Source organism: Janthinobacterium sp. FT14W (genome assembly GCF_009208755.1).
GTDB lineage: Bacteria > Pseudomonadota > Gammaproteobacteria > Burkholderiales > Burkholderiaceae_D > Janthinobacterium > Janthinobacterium violaceinigrum.
In genome coordinates, this window is sequence record NZ_WFLL01000027.1 from 50849 (window position 1) to 70120 (window position 19272).

Genomic DNA, 19272 nt, shown 5'->3' on the forward strand with positions numbered 1-19272 from the left:
CCACACCATGCTTCCATTGTCCAGAACGATCTTCAAGGCCTACGATATTCGCGGCATCATCGCTAAAACCCTCGATGCCAGCGTGGCCTACAAGATCGGTCAGGCCTTTGGCCAGGCTGCGCTGGCCAAGGGCGAGCAGCGGGTCGTGATCGGCCGCGATGGCCGCCTGTCGGGACCTGAATTGACGGCGGCGCTGGCGCAGGGCTTGCAAGCCGCAGGCGTCGACGTGATCGACCTGGGCGTGGTGGCCACGCCGATGGTCTATTTCGGCACGAACGTGCTCGACACGCGCTCCGGCATCATGGTCACGGGCAGCCACAATCCACCCGATTACAACGGCTTCAAGATGGTGCTGGCCGGCGAAGCGATCCACGGCGAAGCGATCCAGGCGCTGTATCACAGCATCGTGGCGCACGACGGCAGCGCCAGCGCCACGCCGGGAACGTACGCCACGCACGATATCCGCGCCGCCTACCTGGAGCGCATCCTGGGCGACGTCAAGCTGGCGCGCCCGATCAAGATTGCCGTCGATTGCGGCAACGGCGTGGCCGGCGCGTTCGCGGGCGATCTGTTCCGCGGCATGGGTTGCGACGTCATCGAATTGTTCTGCGACGTCGACGGCAATTTCCCGAATCACCATCCGGACCCCGCGCACCCGGAAAACCTGCAAGACCTGATCCGCTGCCTGGCCGAGACGGATGCGGAAATCGGCATCGCCTTCGACGGCGACGGCGATCGCCTGGGCGTGGTCACCAAGGATGGCCAGATCATCTACCCTGACCGCCAGATGATGCTGTTCGCCGCCGACGTGCTGACCCGCCATCCGGGCGCGCAGATCCTGTATGACGTGAAATGCACGCGCCACCTGGCACCGTGGATCAGCAAGCATGGCGGCGTGCCGCTGATGTACAAGACGGGCCACTCGCTGGTGAAAGCCAAGCTGCGTGAAACGGGCGCGCCGCTGGGCGGCGAAATGAGCGGCCATATCTTCTTCAAGGACCGCTGGTACGGTTTCGACGACGGCCTGTATTCGGCTGCGCGCCTGCTGGAAATCCTCACGCGCGAAGCCGATCCATCTGCCTTGCTGAACTCCCTGCCGCAGTCCGACAGCACGCCCGAACTGCATCTGGAACTGAAGGAAGGCGAGAATGTCGCGCTGATGGAGATGCTGCGCCGCGACGCCGTCTTCCCTGGCAATGAGCAGATCATCACCATCGACGGCTTGCGCGTGGAGTATGCGGATGGTTTCGGCCTGGCTCGTTCGTCGAACACCACGCCGGTGATCGTCATGCGCTTCGAGGCGGAAACGCCGGAAGCCCTGGCACGCATCCAGGGACAGTTCAAGAGCGTGATCCTGGCCGCCAAGCCTGACGCCGTTCTGCCGTTCTGACAGCATGGCCGGTCAAGCAGGCGCACGGGCGCCCCTGAAAATCCTGCTGGTGCGGGTATCTTCGCTGGGCGACGTGCTGCATAATCTGCCGATGGTGGCAGACATCGCCCGCCATTATCCGGATGCGACCATCGACTGGGTGGTGGAGGAGGGCTATACCAGCCTGGTGCGCCTGAATCCGCGCGTGAATACCATTTTCCCGTTTGCGCTACGGCGCTGGCGCAAGAGCCTGGGCAAGAAAGAGACGCGCGCGGAAATCGCCGCCTTTTTCCGCAGCCTGCGCCAGACGCGCTACGATTACGTGTTCGATACCCAGGGCTTGCTCAAGACGGGCATCATCATGGGCGCCGCGCGCCTGGCGCCGGGCGGACAGAAAGTCGGCCTGGCCAATGGCAGCGAAGGTTCCGGCTACGAAGGCATCTCGCGCATTTTTCATACGAAAAGCATTCCGCTCGACCCGCGCACGCACGCGGTAGCGCGCGGCCGCCTGGTGGCCGCCGCGGCGCTGGGCTACGCGGCCGACACGCCGGCCGATTTCGGCTTGCCGGAATTATCTGGCAGCGAGCCGCGCCCGGACTGGATGGGCGATGCGCCGTATTGCGTGTATTTCCACGGCACGGCGCGCGACGCCAAGAAATGGGCGCAGCAGCACTGGATCGCGCTGGGCCAGGCGCTCTCGCCGATGCCGATTTTGCTGCCCTGGGGTTCGCCCAGGGAAAAGGCGGAAGCCGAACAACTGGCGGCCGGCCTGCCGAACGCGCGCGTGCTGCCGAAACTGTCGATGGCCGACGCCACCCTGCTGGCACGCCACGCGGCGCTGGTGGTCGGCGTCGATACGGGCCTGACGCATATCGCCGCCGCCTTCCTGCGTCCGACGGTGGAAATCTATGCCGATTCGCCGCTGTGGAAAACGGAAGGCAACTGGTCGCCGAAAATCATCAACCTGGGCGACAAAGGCGCGCCGCCCGGCGTGCCGGAAGTGCTGGCCGCGGCGCAGCGCCTGCTGGCCGAATATCCTCCCGCCTGACCTCAACGTTACCTATCATGCGACTTCTTTATACCCTTGCCTGGTGGCTGGCCTTGCCCCTGGTGCTGGCGCGGCTGTGGCTGCGCGGCCGCCAGGAACCCGGCTACCGCCAGCACTGGGGCGAGCGCCTGGGCTTTTATGAGCGCCAGGCCGGCACTGCGCCCGCCACCATCTGGCTGCATGCCGTCTCCGTCGGCGAGACGCGCGCGGCCGAACCGCTGGTCGATGCGCTGCTGGCCGCATGGCCCGCGTGCCGCATCGTCCTCACGCACATGACGCCGACGGGACGCGCCACGGGCAAGTCGCTGTTTGCCAAGCACGGCGCGCGCCTGGTGCAAAGCTATCTGCCGTACGACACGGGCGCCATGCCGGCCCGTTTCATCCGCCATTTCGCGCCGCGCATCTGCATCCTGATGGAGACGGAGGTATGGCCGAATCTGATCCGCCAATGCAACCGCCACGGCGTGCCCGTGGTGCTGGCCAATGCGCGTCTGTCGCAGCGTTCGCTGGGCAAGGCGCAGCGCCTCGGCAGGCTCATTGCCGAGGCGGCGCGCGGCATCACCCTGGTGGCGGCGCAGACGCAGGACGACGCGCAGCGCGTGCGCCAGCTGGGCGTGCAGGACGTGGTCGTCACGGGCAGCATCAAGTTCGACGTGGTCGTGCCCGAGGCGGCGCTGGCGACGGGCGCCTGGCTGCGCGGCGCCATCGGCGCACGGCCCGTGCTGCTGTGCGCCAGCACGCGCGAAGGGGAGGAGCAATTGATCCTCGATGCCCTGACCCGCGCCAGCCTGCCTGCCAATGCACTGCTGCTGATCGTGCCGCGCCATCCGCAGCGTTTCGACGAGGTGGAAAAATTGATCGCGGCGCACGGCCTGGCCGTGCAGCGCAGGTCCGGCCTGGCGCAGGACGATGCCGTGGCGGCGGGCAAGCAGGTGCTGCTGGGCGACTCGATGGGCGAGATGTTTGCGTATTACGCGGCCTGCGATTGCGCCTTCGTCGGCGGCAGCCTGCTGCCGCTGGGCGGACAAAACCTGATCGAGCCGGCGGCCCTGGGCAAGCCCGTGCTGATCGGCCCCCACACCTTCAACTTCGCGCTGGTGACCGAGCAGGCGATTGCCGCCGGCGGCGCCGCGCTGGTGGCGGACGCCGACGCGCTGATGGCGCAAGCGGCAGCCTTGCTGCAGGACCCCGCGCGCCTGGCGGCCATGGGAGAACAGGCGCTGGTGTTTGCCAACCAGCACAGGGGTGCCACGCCGCGCACGATAGCGGCCATCAAGCCGCTGTTGCCGTAATATCGCCAATCACGTTGCCGGATGACGGCCTGCGGCCGGATCCGGCCTACGCGAACAACACGGGCAGCTCCTGCGAGCGTTTCCTCAGCGCCTGCTTGGCGCCGTCGTAATCGGGATAGATCGACTCGACGGTGGCCCAGAAGCGGGGGCTGTGGTTCATTTCCAGCAGGTGCGACAGTTCGTGCGCCACCACGTAGTCGATCAGCGGCAGGGCGAAGTGGATCAGGCGCCAGTTCAGGCGGATCTTGCGCTCGATGGTGCAGCTGCCCCAGCGCGTGCCGGCCGACGAGAGCGACAGCGAGTCGTAGCGCACGCCCAGCTTGTCCGCGTACAGGTCCAGGCGCGCTTCGAACAGCTGGCGCGCCTCGTGCTGGAACCAGCCCTTCACTTTTTCCTTCAATTGCTGCTCGCTGCCGGCAGGCGTGACCCATACGTGCAATTCGTTCGTCTCGCGCTGGAAGCTGGCGCGGTGGCGCGGCGCCTGGTGCAATCGCAAGGTGATTTCGCCGCCGAGATAGGGCAGCACGGCGCCATCGACCCATGCGACGGGCGGGCGCTGCAAACGCTGCACCTTGCGCTCGCCCCGTTCCAGCAGCTTCGAGACGATCCAGCCCTGCTTGGCGCGGATGGCGCTGTCGATTTCGGCCAGGGTGACGCGTTTGGGCGCGGTCACGCGCAGGCCGTTATCGTCGATCATGAAACCGATGGAACGGCGCGTGGAGCGGCGCAGGGCGAATTCGACCAGGTGGCTGCCCAGCTGCAGCTGGCGCAGCGGCGGGCCATCGGCGGTGCGTGGCGGGGAAGGCAGGGGGGATGGGGCGGGGTGAACGACGGGGGGCACCAGGGCCACGACCGGTGGCGCCACGGGCGGCGCTGGCGGTGCCGTGGGGCGCACCGCCGGGGGCGTGCTGGTCGAGACGTCATGCGCGAACAGATCCAGTTGCTGGTCGCCGACCTTGATGGTCTTCATCTGCTGGCGCAGGGTCGGCTCCTGGATGACCGCGCTGATGCCGTCTAGCCAGCGTTGTAGGCGTGAGGCGAAATGACGCGCATTTCTGATTCTATCCAATTTTCCACCTGTTGCATCATGCTGTCCGGGGTTTGCCCTTCCGGCGAAATCGGTTTGCCTATCGAGACGGTGATCAGTCCCGGGCGTTTGAGGAACGACTGCTTGGGCCAGCACTCGCCTGAATTGTGCGCAATCGGCACCACCACGGCGCCCGTGGCAATGGCCAGGCGCGTGCCGCCGCTCTTGTACTTGCCCGCCTGGCCCACGGGAATGCGTGTGCCTTCAGGGAACATGATAATCCATTGGCCGTCGGCCAGGCGGCGCCTGCCATGCGCGACCACGCTCTTGAACGCATGCTTGCCCTGCTTGCGGTCGATGGGGATCATGCGCAGCAGCGCCATGGCCCAGCCGAAGAAGGGGATGTACAGGATCTCCTTCTTGAACACGTAGACCAGCGGACGGGGAAGGCTGGGCAGCAAAAAGATGGTTTCCCATGCCGACTGGTGCTTCGACAGCACGATGGCCGGCGCGTCGGGGAAATTCTCGGCACCCTTGACTTCATAGCGGATGCCGCAAATGACCTTGGCACACCACAGGATAAACACGTTCCAGCGCGAGGTGACCCAATAGCGCTTGTTGTAGCTCAATGGCGCGGCAAAAAAGCACACGCAGGCCCAGACGATGGTGGCCACGATCATGATGATCATGAACAGCAGGGATCGCAGGAACAGGGAAATATTACGCAATGCGGTTCTCCGAAAATTAGATACTGAATGCCACGGTGGGCGCCGGTACAGCGGGCGCCTTGAGCAGGTGGCTGACCACGGCGGCCAGGTCGGGGAAGACCTGGGTACCGGGCGGCAGGCCGCCCGTTTCATCGGTTTTTTCGCCCTTGCCCGTCAGGACCAGGTAGGGCACGCAACCGCTGATGAAACCGGCCTGCAGGTCGCGCAGCGAATCGCCAACGGTGGGCACGCCTTTCAGGCTGGTGTTGTAGCGCTGCGAAATTTCATGAAACATGCCCGGTTTCGGCTTGCGGCAGTCGCAATTGTCCGCGCCCGCATGCGGGCAAAAGAAGATGGCGTCGATGTCGGCGCCCACCTGCTGCGCCAGGGTGTGCATCTTCTGGTGGATCGCGTTCAGCACCGTCATGTCGAAGTATTCGCGCGCGATGCCCGACTGGTTCGAGGCGACGACGACGCGATAGCCGGCCTGGTTCAGGCGGGCGATCGCTTCGAGCGAGCCGGGGATCGGCAGCCATTCGGCCGGCGACTTGATGAAGTCCGGCGAGTCATGATTAATGACGCCGTCGCGGTCGAGAATAATCAGTTTCAGCGCCGGAATGCCCATTATGCCGCCAGCTTGGAAATGTCGGCCACGCGGTTCATCATGCCGTGCAGCGAAGACAGCAAGGCCAGGCGGTTGTTGCGCAGGGCGACATCCTCGGCCATCACCATCACGTCGTTGAAGAAGCCGTCGACGTCGTCGCGCAGCTGCGCCAGGGTTTGCAGCGTGCCCGCGAAATCGCCCTTGGCAAAGGCAGCGTCGATTTCCGGCTGCACGCGCGAGACGGCGGCGGCCAGTTTTTTCTCCGCTTCATCCTGCAGCAGCGCCACGTTGACGCCGGCGTCGGCGACCAACTTGAGCGCTTCCTCGTTCTTTTTCAGGATGTTGGTGATGCGTTTGTTGGCGGCGGCCAGCGAAGCGCTTTCCGGCAGGGCGGCAAACGCCTGCACGGCTTCCAGCCGCTGCACGATGTCGTCCAGGCGGTCCGGATTTTGCGCCACGACGGCTTCGATTTCGTTCGGCGAGAAGCCGCGCTCGCGCAGGATGCCGCGCAGGCGGTCGAGCATGAAGGTGGTGACGTCGAGCACAGGGTCCTTGAAGCCGGGCACGGCTGCGAACTGCGCGGCGGCGTCGGCCAGCAAGCCCTGGATCGACAGTGGCAAGCGTTTTTCCAGCAGCATGCGCAGCACGCCCAGCGCGTGGCGGCGCAGCGCGAACGGGTCCTTGTCGCCCGTCGGCGCCAGGCCGATGGCCCAGATGCCGACCAGGGTTTCGAGCTTGTCGGCCAGGGCCACGGCGGTGCCGGTGGCGGTGGTCGGCAGGCTGTCGCCGGCAAAGCGCGGCTGGTAGTGCTCGGACGCGGCCAGCGCCACTTCTTCCGGCTCGCCGTCATGGCGCGCGTAGTACGTGCCCATGATGCCTTGCAGCTCGGGGAATTCGCCCACCATGTCGGTCAGCAGGTCGGCCTTGGCCAGCAGGGCGCCCCGTTCGGCCAGGGCGACGTCATATTGCAGCTTGGCGGCGATGGCGCCGGCCAGCGACTTGACGCGCTCCGTGCGGGCCGCTTGCGTGCCCAGCTTGTTGTGGTAGACCACGTTGGCCAGCAGCGGCAGGCGCGATGCCAGCGTTTTCTTCTTGTCCTGCTCGAAGAAGAACTTGGCGTCCGACAGGCGCGGGCGCACGACGCGCTCGTTGCCGCCGATGATGTGCCCGGGCGTGTCCGTCTCGATGTTCGAGACGATCAGGAAGCGCGAACGCAGCTTGCCTTCGCTGTCCGTCAGCGCAAAATATTTCTGGTTGGTCTGCATGGTGAGGATCAGGCATTCCTGCGGCACGGCCAGGAATTCTTCCTCGAAGTGGCATTCATACACGACCGGCCATTCGACCAGCGCGGTGACTTCGTCGAGCAGCGCTTCGGGCATCAGCACCTGATCAAAGCCGGCCTTTTCCAGCAGCTGGGCGCGGATGCGCTCCTTGCGTTCCTCGTTGCTGGCGATGACGCTGGCGTTGAGGATCAGCGAGGGCGCATAGTTTTCCGCGTGCGCGATGCTGATCGGCGCGCCGTCGGTCAGGAAGCGGTGGCCCAGGGTGGTGCGGCCGGCCGTCAGGCCCAGCAGGGTCAATGACACGATATTGATGCCGTGCAGGGCGATCAGGCTGTGCGCCGGGCGCACGAATTGCACGGTGGCGCCGTCCGGGCGCTGATAGCTCATCAGTTTTGGAATCGGCAGCTTGGCGGCCGACTCGGTCAGGGCTGCCTGCGCGCCCGCGGCGAGCTGGCTGCCCGGCGCCGTGTAGGTGTAGAAGAAGCTGTCGGCCTTGCCGTCGGCGGCGCGTTCCAGCTCGGCCACCGTCAGGTCGGGGAAGCCCAGTGCGGCCAGTTTCTTGGCCAGCGGCGGCGTGCCGTTGCCGTTCGCGTCCAGTGCCACGGAGACGGGCAGGACTTTTTCACGGATCGATTTGTCGGGCGAGACTTCGCGCACGTTGGTGATGGAGACGGCCAGGCGGCGCGGCGAGGCGTAGCTGGTGGCGACGCTGTCGGCTTCCAGGAAGTCGCGCGATTTCAAACCGTTGACGATGCCGGCAGTAAAGGCGGCGCCCAGTTTGGCCAGCGCTTTCGGCGGCAGTTCTTCGGTCAGCAGTTCGATGAGCAGTGTTTGGTTCATGGTGTTCTTGTCAGGTGCGGCGGTATGGAGGCTCGAATTAGGCGGCGGCTTGGTCTGCGGCGGGCAGCATCGGGAAACCGAGGCGCTCGCGCGAGTCGTAGTACGCTTGCGCCACCAGGCGCGACAGGGTGCGCACGCGGCCGATATAGGCGGCGCGTTCCGTCACCGAGATGGCGCCGCGCGCATCGAGCATGTTGAAGCTGTGCGACGCCTTCATGATCTTCTCGTAGGCGGGCAAGGTCAGTTGCAGCTCGATCAGGCGCTTGGCTTCCGCTTCGTAGTTGCCGAACTGTTCGAACAGCAGGTCCGTATTCGCATGCTCGAAGTTGTAGGTCGATTGCTCCACTTCGTTCTGGTGGAAGACGTCGCCGTACGTCAGCTTCTTGGTGACGCCGTTTTCTTCCCACTCAGTCCACACCAGGTCATACACGTTTTCCACGCCTTGCAGATACATGGCCAGGCGTTCGATGCCGTAGGTGATTTCGCCCAGCACGGGCTTGCAATCGAGGCCGCCCACTTGCTGGAAGTAGGTGAACTGGGTCACTTCCATGCCGTTCAGCCAGACTTCCCAGCCCAGGCCCCAGGCGCCCAGGGTCGGGCTTTCCCAGTCGTCTTCGACGAAGCGCACGTCATTCTGCTTCAAGTCCAGGCCCAGCGCGGCCAGCGAACCCAGATACAGGTCGAGGATGTTTTCCGGCGCCGGCTTCAACACCACCTGGTACTGGTAGTAGTGCTGCATGCGGTTCGGGTTTTCGCCATAGCGGCCATCTTTCGGGCGGCGCGACGGCTGCACATACGCGGCGCGCCAGGGTTCCGGGCCGATCGCGCGCAGGAAGGTGCCGGTGTGGAAGGTGCCGGCGCCGACTTCCATGTCGTAAGGCTGGAGCAGGGCGCAACCTTGCTTGTCCCAATAGGTTTGCAAGGTCAGGATAATTTGTTGAAATGTGAGCATCGTATGAGTTCGCCGCGCGGACAGGCTGCGCTTTGTTAAGGTTTGCTTGAAGCCCGCACGCTGCCAACAAGCGCGTCCGGGCCGGGGTTTTGCTAATTTTAGCGGTTTTTACGGGCCCACTGTGACTCTTCGGGCAATATCGGCCGCTTATTGCTGTGCGGCGCCGCCACGGCGGGCGGCGCGCGACAGCAGGAAGGCCGTCAGCAGGGCCAGCGCGGCCAGGGCCAGCACCAGTTTGTTGCCGTAAAGAATGTATGGCGTCATGCCGCCCATGCCTTGCACCTTGGCTGCCAGGGTGGCTTGCTGTTCCGGCGGCAGCAGGCTTTGCACCACGCCCTTGCCGTCGATGACGGCCGTGGCGCCCGTATTCGTCGAGCGCAGCATGGGGCGGCCCGATTCCAGGCTGCGCATCTGCGAAATCTGCAGGTGCTGCGGGATGGCGATCGAGTCGCCAAACCAGGCCAGGTTCGAGATATTGAGCAGCACCGATGCCGACTGCTTGCCATTGCGGTGGGCGCTGGCCAGCTGGCCGGCGATTTCCTCGCCAAACAGGTCTTCGTAGCAGATATTCGGCAGCACCAGCTGGTCGCGCACCTGCAGCGGCGCCTGTACTTCGGCGCCACGGCCCATGTCGCCCAGCGGGATGGCCATCATGGCGACAAACCAGTGCAGGCCAGGCGGCACGAATTCGCCGAACGGCACCAGGTGGTGCTTGCGGTACTGGTAGTAAGGACCTGCCGCGTTGTTGGGCGTGATGCCCAGCGCCGCATTGTAGAAGCGCTGCTGCTCGTCGAGCACGGGCATGCCGAGCAGAATGGTGCTGCCCGTCTGCTGCGAATACGTCGTCAGGCTATCCAGATAGCCGGGCGGCAGCTGGTGCGGCAGCACGGTGACGGCCGTTTCCGGCGTGGCAATCAGGTCGGCCGGCGCGCCGGTGATGGCGCTCTGGTACATCTGCAGGGCACCGAGCACGAAGCCGGGATCGAATTTCTGCTGCTGCGGCACATTGCCCTGCAACAGGCGCACCGTGATCGGGCGTCCGACGGGATGCGTCCAGTTCACGTAGTGCAGGCCGATGCCGGCCCCGTACAGCGCGGCCAGGCCGGCCAGCGCCTTCCAGCGCGTGCGGTGCGTCAGCAGGAGCAGGGCGCCGGCCGACAGCGCCGCCAGCCAGCCCAGGCCATACGCGCCGACGATGGGGGCAAAGCCGCCCAGCGGGCTGGCATTGTGGGCGTAGCCCGTGGCCAGCCACGGGAAACCCGTAAACAGCCAGCCGCGCGTCCATTCGAACAGGGTCCAGGTCGCGGGCAGCACCAGCAAGGTCATGGCCGGCAGCGACAGTACCCAGCGCTGGCGCAGCCAGGCGGCCGCGCCCATGGCCAGGGCCGCGTAGATGGCCATCAACAGGGCCAGCAGGGCCACGGCGATGGCGGCGATCGGTGCGGCCATGTCGCCATAGCGGTGCATGGAGATGTACAGCCAGTGCGTGCCGGCCGCACACCAGCCGAAGCCGTAGGCCCAGCCGATCAGCGCGCCGCTTTTCACGCTGGACGCGCGCAGCACCTGGTAGAACAGCACGCCCAGGCTGAGGATCTGCAGGGGCCAGTAGCCGAAAGGGGCGAATGCCAGCACGGCGACGGCGCCGGCAATGGCGGCAGTCAGCATGCGCGCCCACGTGCTGCGGGGCGGTTTGGCGGGGGCGTTGGGGTCAGCGCGTCTGAAACGCATCTACAGCACGCGCATGTCAGAGTTCCAGTTCCGGCACATTGGGCAGGCGCTCGACGAGCAGCACGTGCACCTGGCGCGCATCGGCGCGCAGCACTTCGAAGCGCAGATTGCCCAGGTCGAAGATGTCGCCCTTGTGCGCCATGCGGCCCAGGTACTTGGAGACGAGGCCGCCGATGGTGTCGACGTCGTCGTCCGCCAGATGGCTGCCCACTTCTTCGTTGAACTGTTCGATCTCGGTCAGCGCCTTGACTCTCCAGCGGGGACCGAACTGGCCTTCCTTGAGCGACAGGATATTGTCCTCGGCTTCGTCGAAGTCGTATTCGTCCTCGATATCGCCGACGATCTGTTCCAGCACGTCTTCGATGGTGATCAGGCCGGCGACGCCGCTGTATTCATCGACGACGATGGCCATGTGATTGTGGTTGGCGCGGAAATCGCGCAGCAGCACATTCAGGCGTTTCGATTCGGGGATGAAGATGGCGGGGCGCAGCATGTCGCGGACGTCGAAAGTTTCTTCTGCGTAATAACGCAGCAAGTCTTTCGCCAGCAGGATGCCGATGACCTTGTCGCGCTCGCCTTCGATCGCGGGGAAGCGCGAGTGGGCGGTGGACAGGACTTCCGGCATCCATTCCTCGATCGGCTTGCTGATGTCGATGACATCCATCTGCGAGCGGGGAATCATGATGTCGCGCGCACAGAGATCCGATACCTGGAACACGCCTTCGATCATCGACAGGGCGTCGGCGTCGATCAGCTTGCGTTCATGCGCATCGTGTAGAACATCGAGCAATTCTGCACGGTTCTCTGGCTCGGGGGAAATGAGTGCGGTCAGGCGTTCAAACAGTGACCGGTGGGGCTTGACGTCAGTTCTGACGCCACTAGGGTGCTCGGGCATAGGAGGCGTGAGCCGTTGTTGCGAAGGGATATAGGATACACCAAAAGTGGGGTCACACCGGATTTCCCCGCTTTTGATGCAAATTTAATACGCTGAAGTGCCCCGTTGCCCGACGTTTCAGGCTTGCGGACCCAGCACGCGGGCGCGCAAATGGGCCACGTCCGCCTGCCAGTCGGCGAAATGCTCGCTGTCCTGCCACAGCTGGCGCAGTTCCGACGACTCCGCCACGATCCTGTCCAGCGCCAGGCGCGCTTTTTCCAGCAGCGGCGGCGTGACCTTCTTCTTGCAGGCGGCCACCCATTCGTCCACTTCCGCCGTGGCCGGATCGTCTGCGCCCGGCTTGCCCAGCAGGCGGGCGATCACTTCCAGCGCGGCCAGCGCCTCGGCGGCGAACGGCGCTTCGAGCTCCGCTTCCTGGCTGTCGATGACGTTGTCGAGCGTCGTCTCGACCAGTTCCAGGGTTTTGTATTCGTGCAAGTCTTGCGCCCAATCCATGGCGTAGTCGTTGCCGAAGGCGTCGGTGGCCCAGGTTCCCATCTGCTTACTCCTTGTACGGATCGGTGATGCCGAGCTTGGCCAGGATGTCCGTTTCCAGGCCTTCCATCTCGGTGGCTTCTTCGTCATCCATGTGGTCGTAGCCCTGCGCATGCAGCACGCCGTGCACGATCAGGTGGGCCGTATGCTCTTCCACGCTTTTCTTCTGTTCCGCCGCTTCCTTTTCCAGCACGTCCGTGCACAGGATGATGTCGGCGCGCGTCGGTTCGTCGTCGCCCAGTTCATCGCCTTCGTTGTAGGCAAAGGTCAGCACGTTGGTGGCGTAGTCCTTTTCGCGGTAGTCGCGGTTCAGGGTGCGGCCTTCCTCGGCATCGACGAAGCGGATGGTGAATTCGGCGGGCGCGAACAGGGCCGCCTTGACCCAGCGGCGCACTTTCGGGCGCGTGATCAGGGTTTCCAGGCGGGCGTCCGGATATTGCACGGACAGGGACAGTTTATTTTTTTCGGACATTTTTGGCGGCAGCTGGTTTGATCAGGGGGAGTAACTGGGCGGCGTCGGCATGGGCCGCCTGCGCCGTTTCATACGCATCGACGATGCGCGCGACAAGCGGATGGCGCACCACGTCGGTGCTGTTAAATTGCGTGAAGCCGATGCCGCGCACGTCTTTCAGGACTTGCACGGCGTCGATCAGGCCGCTTGTCTGGCTCTTGTGCAAGTCGACCTGCGTCACGTCGCCCGTCACCACGGCCTTGCTGCCGAAGCCGATGCGCGTCAAAAACATCTTCATCTGTTCGACGGTGGTGTTCTGCGCTTCATCGAGGATGACAAACGCGTGATTCAGGGTGCGCCCGCGCATGTAGGCCAGCGGGGCGATCTCGATCACCTGTTTTTCAAACAGTTTTTGCGTGCGGTCAAAGCCCAGCAAATCATACAGCGCATCGTACAGGGGACGCAGATACGGATCGACCTTTTGCGCCAGGTCGCCCGGCAGGAAGCCCAGGCGTTCGCCCGCTTCGACGGCGGGGCGCGTCAAGATGATGCGCTTGACGGCGTCGCGTTCGAGCGCGTCGACGGCGCAGGCGACGGCGAGATACGTCTTGCCCGTGCCGGCCGGGCCTACGCCGAAGCTGATGTCGTGTTCGAGGATGTCGCGCAGGTAGGCGATCTGGTGCGGCGTGCGTCCGCGCAGGTCGGAGCGCCGCGTTTTCAGCACGGGGCTGGCGATGTCGGGCTCGACGAAGGTGCTGATGGGCGCGTTGGCATGGTGTTCCGAGGCGGCGGACAGTCCCGCGCGCTGTTCCACCAGGGCCAGCTGCACTTCTTCCAGCGGCACGACCTTGTAGGCGATGGCGTAGAACTGCTCGAGGATTTCCACGGCCCGCTCGGCATTGCTGCCGCCGACGATGAATTTCTCGCCGCGGCGGAAGATCGTCACGTCGAGGGCGGCGGAAATCTGGCGCAGGTTTTCATCGAGCGGCCCGCACAGATGCGCCAGGCGCGTGTTGTCCAGCGGCTCGGGGATGAAGTAATGCGGCTGTATCGGGGCTTTGGTTTTCAACTGGCTCTTTTCAATGCGGGTGCGCTGGCGACGAGTTCGCCGCGCAGGGTGTAGGAATGGCTTTCGGTGATGCGCACGTCGACCAGCTGGCCGACCAGCTGCAGCGCGTCCGGGCCGGCGTCGAAATTGACCACGCGGTTGTTTTCCGTGCGGCCTTGCAGTTCGCTGTCGTCTGTGTCCTTCTTCGAGCGGCCTTCGACGAGGATGGTTTGCACGCTGCCCACCATGGCCAGGCTGTACTTGCGCGTGTTGGCGTCGATGGCCGCCTGCAGTTGCTGCAGCCGGGCCAGCTTGACCTCATGCGGCGTGTCGTCTTCCAGGCTGGCGGCCGGCGTGCCGGGGCGCTTGCTGAAGATGAAGCTGTAGCTGTTGTCGAAGCCCACGTCCGCGATCAGTTTCATCATGGCGTCGAAGTCGGCCTGGGTCTCGCCTGGAAAGCCCACGATGAAGTCCGAGGAAATGGCCATGTTCGGGCGCACGGCGCGGATGCGGCGGATGATGGACTTGTATTCGAGGCCCGTGTAGCCGCGCTTCATGGCGCCCAGCACCTTGTCGGAACCGTGCTGCGCCGGCAGATACAGATGGTCGACCAGCTGCGGGATCTTCGCGTAGGCGTCGATCAGGCGCTGCGTGAATTCCTTCGGGTGGCTGGTGACGAAGCGCAGGCGTTCGATGCCGGGGATATCGGCCACGTATTCGAGCAGCAGGGCGAAGTCGGCGGTCTCGCCGCCTTCCATCGCGCCCCGGTAGGCATTCACGTTCTGGCCCAGCAGGGTGATTTCCTTGACGCCCTGGGCGGCCAGGCCCGCCACTTCCGTCAGCACGTCTTCGAAGCGGCGCGACACTTCCTCGCCGCGCGTGTAGGGCACGACGCAGTAGCTGCAGTATTTGCTGCAGCCTTCCATGATGGAGACGAAGGCCGAGGCGCCCTCCACCTTGGCCGGCGGCAGGTGGTCGAACTTTTCGATTTCCGGGAAGCTGATGTCCACTTGCGAATCGCCGCTGGCGCGCCGCAGTTCGATCATCTGCGGCAGGCGGTGCAGGGTTTGCGGGCCGAACACCATGTCGACATACGGCGCGCGCTTGACGATGGCGTCGCCTTCCTGCGATGCCACGCAGCCGCCCACGCCGATCAGCAGGTGGGGCTTGGCCAGTTTCAGCTCGCGCAGGCGGCCCAGGTCGGAAAACACTTTTTCCTGCGCCTTTTCGCGCACGGAGCAGGTGTTGAGCAGGATGACATCGGCATCTTCCGGCGTGTCGGTGCGCACCAGGCCATCGGACGCGCCCAGCACGTCGGCCATCTTGTCCGAGTCGTACTCGTTCATCTGGCAGCCGAAGGTTTTAATGAATACTTTTTTCTGCATGGAGTCGGTGCTTATCGGTAAAGGTGGCGGCAAATAAGTGGGACAAATATATGTGGCGGCAAATAAGCTGGGCAAGGGGCTTGCGCCGTGCGCCGCTGGGGACGGAAGGCGGTGGATGACCGGCCGGGCGCCTCTGGCTGCCCGGTGGCAGGCCCGCTGCAAGTTCAGGCCGTAGTTTAGCGTAAATCGCGGGCACGGGCCATGCCGTACTGACCTTGCCGACAAGGTTGCAGCATGAACATGACGCCAGGCACGGCGATGCCGTAAAGCATTTATTGCCGTGTGACACCATTGATTTGTAACAAGTTGCTGCAAAGCCTTGTGTGCGCTCGCTGGCATCCTAATGTGTTGAAATAGCATCGTTGCCAAGCCTACCAGCAGCTTGATTGATATTTAACAATCAGGAAGTTTGCGCGAGGCGCAGATGCAGCCTGTTTGGACTAGTATATTGCCTTATATGCAATTCATTTCAGTGGATTGCACGTGCTTTTACTCACGCGGCAAGCTGCGCACGTTGGCTGGACGTGGCTGTGCGAGTCCTGTGCAGGCAGTGCGATAAGAGGGGAGGGCTGAATCCGATGGAAAGACGATTATTTAAACACTCTAAGCCAGCCTTAAGTTCGTATCGGCATTATTTTCTACATTCACTAGACGAGGAAAAATCATGGCACATCATGCATTAGCATCGCAAGAGAGTTACAACCCGAATCACCTGCTGGATATTCTGCTGAGCAAGATGCAGCTGAAAAACGATGCAGCCCTGTCGCGCCTGCTCGAAGTGGCGCCACCCGTCATCAGCAAGATCCGCCACCATCGTTTGCCGGTGGGCGCCTCGCTGCTGATCCGCATGCACGAAGTGACGGGCATGAGCATCCGCGACCTGCGCGATTTGATGGGCGACCGCCGCACCAAGTATCGTCTGTCCGACGCCCAGGGCCGTCCAAAAGCGGAAGACCGCGGCGATGCGCAAGAATCGAATTACGCGCACTGATGCGGCCGTCGCGCGCTGACTGTGCCGCTTGCGTAGCTGCTGGCGGCAACAGGCTGGCGTGGACGGGGCGGCATGGACCTATCGCAGTACCCATAACGGCTTTCGCCTCGCGGCGAGAGCCGTTTGCGTTGATGGCTTTGACTGACGAGTCCGCTTAACGGCATCAGCCCAGCAAGGCCGTGGTGATTTCGTCGTAGCGCAGCTCCGTTTCGCGGAACAGCTGCAGATACGTTTCTTCGCCCAGGCCCAGGGCATCCCAGGCCACGGGCGAGACGCGCGGCACCATGTCGTCGCCTGCCTGCGCCAGGTCGAGCGCGCAGACGACGGCATTGGCCACGTGGATCAGCGCGGCCAGGAAGCCGGCCCCCGGCGTGTCCGGCTGCAGGTAGTTGGCCAGCGCCAGGCGCATGGTGTCGGAAAAATTCCAATGGTCGGCCAGTGCCGTGCCTGCCTGCACGTGGTCCACGCCCAGCACGGCCTGCTCCGCTTCGAGCAGGCTGCAATCGTGCGCCGCCTGGTGCGCGATGACTTGCGCGTAGTGCGCGGGAAAGCTGCTGACCAGCACCAGGCGGCCGATGTTATGCAGCAAGCCGGCCGTGAACGCGTAGTCCTGGTTGAAGCGGATCTGCCGCGCCAGCACCTTGGCGCAGGCGGCCGTCGCCACCGAATGGCGCCAGAACGCCTTGTCGTCGAAGCCGGGGCAGCGTCCTTCCGGGAAGCAACCCGTGATGGCGGCCGACGTGATCAGGCTGCGCGTGGTCTGGAAGCCCAGGTAGGTGATCGCCTGCTGGATGGTGGTGGCCTTCACTTGCAAGCCATATTGCGACGAGTTGGCCAGGCGCAGGGTTTTCGCCGTCAGGGCCTGGTCGTACGACACTTTCTTGGCCAGCACGGAAATATCGACGTCCTCCTGGTCGATGCTGTTGAGCAGTTCCATGACGACGGCGGGCAGCGAAGGCAGGTCGTCGAGGTGGGCGACGATGTCGTCGAGCGTCAGCTGGGTGCTCATGCCGCGCCTCCCGCGCCCAGGCGGTATTGCGTGACATAGCTGCGCAGCAAGGTGGTGGCCGCGTCTTCGGGATCGTCCGGATCATGCTTGCGGAACAGGTGGGCCAGCCGCGCGCTGTGCGCCGCTTGCTGCGCGGCGACTTCTTCCGGCGAGGGGGGCGGCGCCTGGATCGGCAGCATGTCGATGCCGTGGCGCGGCATCAAGGCCAGCATGTTTTCCGTCAATACTGCGCCTTGCGGCAACAGCACTTGTCCATGTGCATCGAGCAAGACATCCGACAAGATCATGCCGGGACGAACTTGTTCCAGGGGTAGATGTTGATGCATGACCGCCATGACGACTCCTTAGATGATTGCGGGATATTACCATTGCCATGACGCAATGTCTCAACCTGTATCAAGGCCCGAATGGAAACGTGGCTGCTGTAAATCTTGCCAATAAGCATGTCATACCGTACATTTGCTTCAGGCTGTTGTATTGCTGACGTATCTGCGCCCGCGCCGCGGGCCGGCGGCCGGCCCGGCCCGGGGAGTGTTGATCGATGGTGAGTATCCAAGTCCGGCTGACCTTGCTTTTTGTCGTGATCGTCACCTTGGTGCTGGGCATTTCTGGCAGCTATACCCAATATACCTTGAGCAAGGAACTCGAATCGGGCAGCGCGCGCCTGCGCAGCGGCGTGCTCACGCGTTTGCAGACCAGCTTGCCTTCCGCCCTGTGGGACCTCGACAAATCCAAGGTCGACAGCATCGTCGCGGCCGAAATGCTGCCGCCGGAACTGGTCGGCATCCGCGTCTACGACGCCTCCGTGGGCCTGTTCGCGGGCGAAGTGCGCGACGCGGCCGGCACCCTGGTGCCGCTGACGGCCGACGTGGCCATGGGCGGCACGCCCGTCGAGGCGCCATTGGTGTTCCGCGACGCCGTGGCAGCGGCCACGGGCGGCAAGCCGGTGATCGTCGGCAAGGTCATCGTCAATTTCAGCCGCGCGCAGATCGATGCGGCCCTGCGCAGCGAAGTGCGGCGCAAGGTGCTGGAAGTGTTGCTGCTGGACATCATTCTGGTGGGCGCCCTGGCGCTGAGCCTGCGCATCGTCTTCGAACCCTTGAAACAGCTGCGCGACGGCTTGTTCGACCTGGCCACGCGCGGCAGCGATGACGTCGAAGAGCTGCCGGAAAACCGGCGCGACGAACTGGGCGACGTGATCCGCGGCTTCAATGCCGTGCAGCGCAAGCTCAAGTCCATCATCGAGGGCAGCCGCGAGGCGGAAGACATGGCGCGCCGCTCGCAGCAGGAGACGGCGCAGGCCATGGATGAGCTGCGCCGCGCGCAGGAATCGCTGCTGCAGTCGGAACGCCTGGCTTCGCTAGGCAGCCTGGTGGCCGGCGTGGCGCATGAAATCAACACCCCGGTCGGCATCGCGCTGACCAGCGCCTCGGTGCTGAAGGAAGCCACCGATCACATCAGCGCAGCCGTGGCCGGCGGCGGCGTGAAGAAGACCGATATCGTGCGCTACCTGGAAACGGCCGGCGAGAGCGCGCGGCTGATCATGAACAATGCCTACCGCGCCGCGCACCTGATCCACAGCTTCAAGCAGATCGCCGTCGACCAGGTCAGCGAGGCGCGCCGCCTGTTCGAATTGCGCGACTATATCGGCGAAGTCATCTCGAGCCTGCAGCCGACCCTGAAAAAGACGCGTATCAGCATCGATATCGATTGCCCGCCTGACATCATGTTCGACAGCTATCCGGGCGCGCTGGCGCAGGTGCTGACCAACCTGGTCTTGAACTGTGTCGAGCACGCCTTCGATGCGGACACGGCCGGCAACATCCATATCGGCGTGCAGCGCGACGGCGAGTGGATCGCCATGCAGGTACGCGACAATGGCCGCGGCATCGCGCCCGACATGCTCGACCGCGTGTTCGATCCTTTTGTCACCACGCGGCGCGGACAGGGCGGTACCGGCCTGGGCTTGAATATCGTGTTTAACTTGATTGCCAAGCAGTTTGGCGGCACCATCACGGTCAGCAGTACGCTGGGGCAGGGCGCGACGTTCCTGTTGCGCCTGCCCAAGGTGACGCCGTTGCCCGAAAGCAACAGCAGCCAGGCATAGGC

General features: G+C 64.2%; 18 protein-coding genes. 5 read left to right on the plus strand and 13 right to left on the minus strand.

Annotation, left to right across the window (positions count from 1 at the left end):
- The first annotated feature begins 7 nt into the window (after positions 1-7).
- The 3 genes from GCN74_RS18105 to waaA are packed head-to-tail and all read left to right on the plus strand — an operon-like array spanning position 8 to position 3709.
- Positions 8-1390 carry a phosphomannomutase/phosphoglucomutase gene (locus GCN74_RS18105; protein WP_152257965.1) on the plus strand — a complete coding sequence of 461 codons (1383 nt, stop codon included), beginning with the start codon at positions 8-10 and terminating at the stop codon, positions 1388-1390.
- Between the two features lie 4 nt (positions 1391-1394).
- Positions 1395-2417 carry a lipopolysaccharide heptosyltransferase I gene (waaC, locus tag GCN74_RS18110; RefSeq protein WP_152257966.1) on the plus strand — a complete coding sequence of 341 codons (1023 nt, stop codon included), beginning with the start codon at positions 1395-1397 and terminating at the stop codon, positions 2415-2417.
- A gap of 17 nt (positions 2418-2434) precedes the next feature.
- Positions 2435-3709 carry a lipid IV(A) 3-deoxy-D-manno-octulosonic acid transferase gene (gene waaA, locus GCN74_RS18115; protein WP_152257967.1) on the plus strand — a complete coding sequence of 425 codons (1275 nt, stop codon included), beginning with the start codon at positions 2435-2437 and terminating at the stop codon, positions 3707-3709.
- Positions 3710-3755: 46 nt separating this feature from the next.
- Here the strand turns inward: waaA and GCN74_RS18120 are convergent, their stop codons facing one another.
- The 11 genes from GCN74_RS18120 to miaB form a co-directional block, all read right to left on the minus strand.
- Positions 3756-4679: a M48 family metallopeptidase gene (locus tag GCN74_RS18120; protein ID WP_152257998.1), complete on the minus strand. Its 924-nt coding sequence runs from the start codon at positions 4677-4679 to the stop codon at positions 3756-3758.
- Positions 4680-4723: 44 nt separating this feature from the next.
- Positions 4724-5464: a lysophospholipid acyltransferase family protein gene (locus GCN74_RS18125; protein WP_152257968.1), complete on the minus strand. Its 741-nt coding sequence runs from the start codon at positions 5462-5464 to the stop codon at positions 4724-4726.
- Between the two features lie 16 nt (positions 5465-5480).
- A complete protein-coding gene (gene gmhB / locus GCN74_RS18130; protein ID WP_152257969.1) occupies positions 5481-6068 on the minus strand; it encodes a D-glycero-beta-D-manno-heptose 1,7-bisphosphate 7-phosphatase in 588 nt (195 codons plus the stop codon).
- Positions 6068-8170 carry a glycine--tRNA ligase subunit beta gene (gene glyS / locus GCN74_RS18135; RefSeq protein ID WP_152257970.1) on the minus strand — a complete coding sequence of 701 codons (2103 nt, stop codon included), beginning with the start codon at positions 8168-8170 and terminating at the stop codon, positions 6068-6070. Before glyS ends, gmhB begins: the two co-directional genes overlap by 1 nt.
- A 37-nt stretch (positions 8171-8207) precedes the next feature.
- The gene (gene glyQ / locus GCN74_RS18140) at positions 8208-9122 is read right to left on the minus strand and encodes a glycine--tRNA ligase subunit alpha (RefSeq protein ID WP_152257971.1); all 915 of its coding nucleotides are present in this window, start codon (positions 9120-9122) and stop codon (positions 8208-8210) included.
- A gap of 147 nt (positions 9123-9269) precedes the next feature.
- Positions 9270-10787, minus strand: a complete 1518-nt coding sequence (gene lnt, locus GCN74_RS18145) for an apolipoprotein N-acyltransferase (RefSeq protein ID WP_152257972.1) — start codon at positions 10785-10787, stop codon at positions 9270-9272.
- A gap of 79 nt (positions 10788-10866) precedes the next feature.
- Complete coding sequence (locus GCN74_RS18150) at positions 10867-11745, minus strand: HlyC/CorC family transporter (protein ID WP_152257973.1); 879 nt, start codon at positions 11743-11745, stop codon at positions 10867-10869.
- Positions 11746-11862: 117 nt separating this feature from the next.
- Positions 11863-12282 (minus strand): DUF4259 domain-containing protein, encoded by a 420-nt coding sequence (locus GCN74_RS18155; protein WP_152257974.1) that lies wholly within the window; start codon positions 12280-12282, stop codon positions 11863-11865.
- A 4-nt stretch (positions 12283-12286) separates the two neighbouring features.
- Entirely contained in the window at positions 12287-12751 is a 465-nt protein-coding gene (gene ybeY / locus GCN74_RS18160) for an rRNA maturation RNase YbeY (RefSeq protein WP_152257975.1), read from the minus strand.
- Entirely contained in the window at positions 12735-13799 is a 1065-nt protein-coding gene (locus GCN74_RS18165; protein ID WP_152257976.1) for a PhoH family protein, read from the minus strand. Before GCN74_RS18165 ends, ybeY begins: the two co-directional genes overlap by 17 nt.
- Positions 13796-15163: a tRNA (N6-isopentenyl adenosine(37)-C2)-methylthiotransferase MiaB gene (gene miaB / locus GCN74_RS18170; protein WP_152257977.1), complete on the minus strand. Its 1368-nt coding sequence runs from the start codon at positions 15161-15163 to the stop codon at positions 13796-13798. The genes GCN74_RS18165 and miaB overlap by 4 nt, the downstream gene beginning before the upstream one ends.
- Before the next feature lie 664 nt (positions 15164-15827).
- Here miaB and GCN74_RS18175 point away from each other — a divergent pair.
- On the plus strand, positions 15828-16154 hold the full coding sequence (locus GCN74_RS18175) for a hypothetical protein (protein ID WP_034746769.1): 327 nt from the start codon (positions 15828-15830) through the stop codon (positions 16152-16154).
- Between the two features lie 163 nt (positions 16155-16317).
- On the opposite strand, the gene GCN74_RS18180 is transcribed toward GCN74_RS18175, so the two are convergent.
- Together GCN74_RS18180 and GCN74_RS18185 are read right to left on the minus strand one after the other, a co-directional pair.
- Positions 16318-17163 (minus strand): HDOD domain-containing protein, encoded by an 846-nt coding sequence (locus tag GCN74_RS18180; protein ID WP_152257978.1) that lies wholly within the window; start codon positions 17161-17163, stop codon positions 16318-16320.
- The gene (locus GCN74_RS18185; RefSeq protein ID WP_319633471.1) at positions 17160-17489 is read right to left on the minus strand and encodes a hypothetical protein; all 330 of its coding nucleotides are present in this window, start codon (positions 17487-17489) and stop codon (positions 17160-17162) included. Before GCN74_RS18185 ends, GCN74_RS18180 begins: the two co-directional genes overlap by 4 nt.
- 215 nt (positions 17490-17704) lie before the next feature.
- Here GCN74_RS18185 and GCN74_RS18190 point away from each other — a divergent pair, with 215 nt between their 5' ends.
- Positions 17705-19270, plus strand: a complete 1566-nt coding sequence (locus GCN74_RS18190; protein ID WP_152257979.1) for a sensor histidine kinase — start codon at positions 17705-17707, stop codon at positions 19268-19270.
- The last annotated feature ends 2 nt before the right edge of the window (positions 19271-19272 follow it).

Bases quoted from the DNA above. Each gene is read 5' to 3' on its own strand.
- GCN74_RS18105 (WP_152257965.1), top strand. From the start codon at position 8: ATGCTTCCATTGTCCAGAACGATCTTCAAGGCCTACGATATTCGCGGC.
- waaC (WP_152257966.1), top strand. From the start codon at position 1,395: ATGGCCGGTCAAGCAGGCGCACGGGCGCCCCTGAAAATCCTGCTGGTG.
- waaA (WP_152257967.1), top strand. From the start codon at position 2,435: ATGCGACTTCTTTATACCCTTGCCTGGTGGCTGGCCTTGCCCCTGGTG.
- GCN74_RS18120 (WP_152257998.1), bottom strand. From the start codon at position 4,679: ATGAAGACCATCAAGGTCGGCGACCAGCAACTGGATCTGTTCGCGCAT.
- gmhB (WP_152257969.1), bottom strand. From the start codon at position 6,068: ATGGGCATTCCGGCGCTGAAACTGATTATTCTCGACCGCGACGGCGTC.
- glyS (WP_152257970.1), bottom strand. From the start codon at position 8,170: ATGAACCAAACACTGCTCATCGAACTGCTGACCGAAGAACTGCCGCCG.
- glyQ (WP_152257971.1), bottom strand. From the start codon at position 9,122: ATGCTCACATTTCAACAAATTATCCTGACCTTGCAAACCTATTGGGAC.
- lnt (WP_152257972.1), bottom strand. From the start codon at position 10,787: ATGCTGACTGCCGCCATTGCCGGCGCCGTCGCCGTGCTGGCATTCGCC.
- GCN74_RS18150 (WP_152257973.1), bottom strand. From the start codon at position 11,745: ATGCCCGAGCACCCTAGTGGCGTCAGAACTGACGTCAAGCCCCACCGG.
- GCN74_RS18155 (WP_152257974.1), bottom strand. From the start codon at position 12,282: ATGGGAACCTGGGCCACCGACGCCTTCGGCAACGACTACGCCATGGAT.
- ybeY (WP_152257975.1), bottom strand. From the start codon at position 12,751: ATGTCCGAAAAAAATAAACTGTCCCTGTCCGTGCAATATCCGGACGCC.
- miaB (WP_152257977.1), bottom strand. From the start codon at position 15,163: ATGCAGAAAAAAGTATTCATTAAAACCTTCGGCTGCCAGATGAACGAG.
- GCN74_RS18175 (WP_034746769.1), top strand. From the start codon at position 15,828: ATGGCACATCATGCATTAGCATCGCAAGAGAGTTACAACCCGAATCAC.
- GCN74_RS18180 (WP_152257978.1), bottom strand. From the start codon at position 17,163: ATGAGCACCCAGCTGACGCTCGACGACATCGTCGCCCACCTCGACGAC.
- GCN74_RS18185 (WP_319633471.1), bottom strand. From the start codon at position 17,489: ATGCATCAACATCTACCCCTGGAACAAGTTCGTCCCGGCATGATCTTG.
- GCN74_RS18190 (WP_152257979.1), top strand. From the start codon at position 17,705: ATGGTGAGTATCCAAGTCCGGCTGACCTTGCTTTTTGTCGTGATCGTC.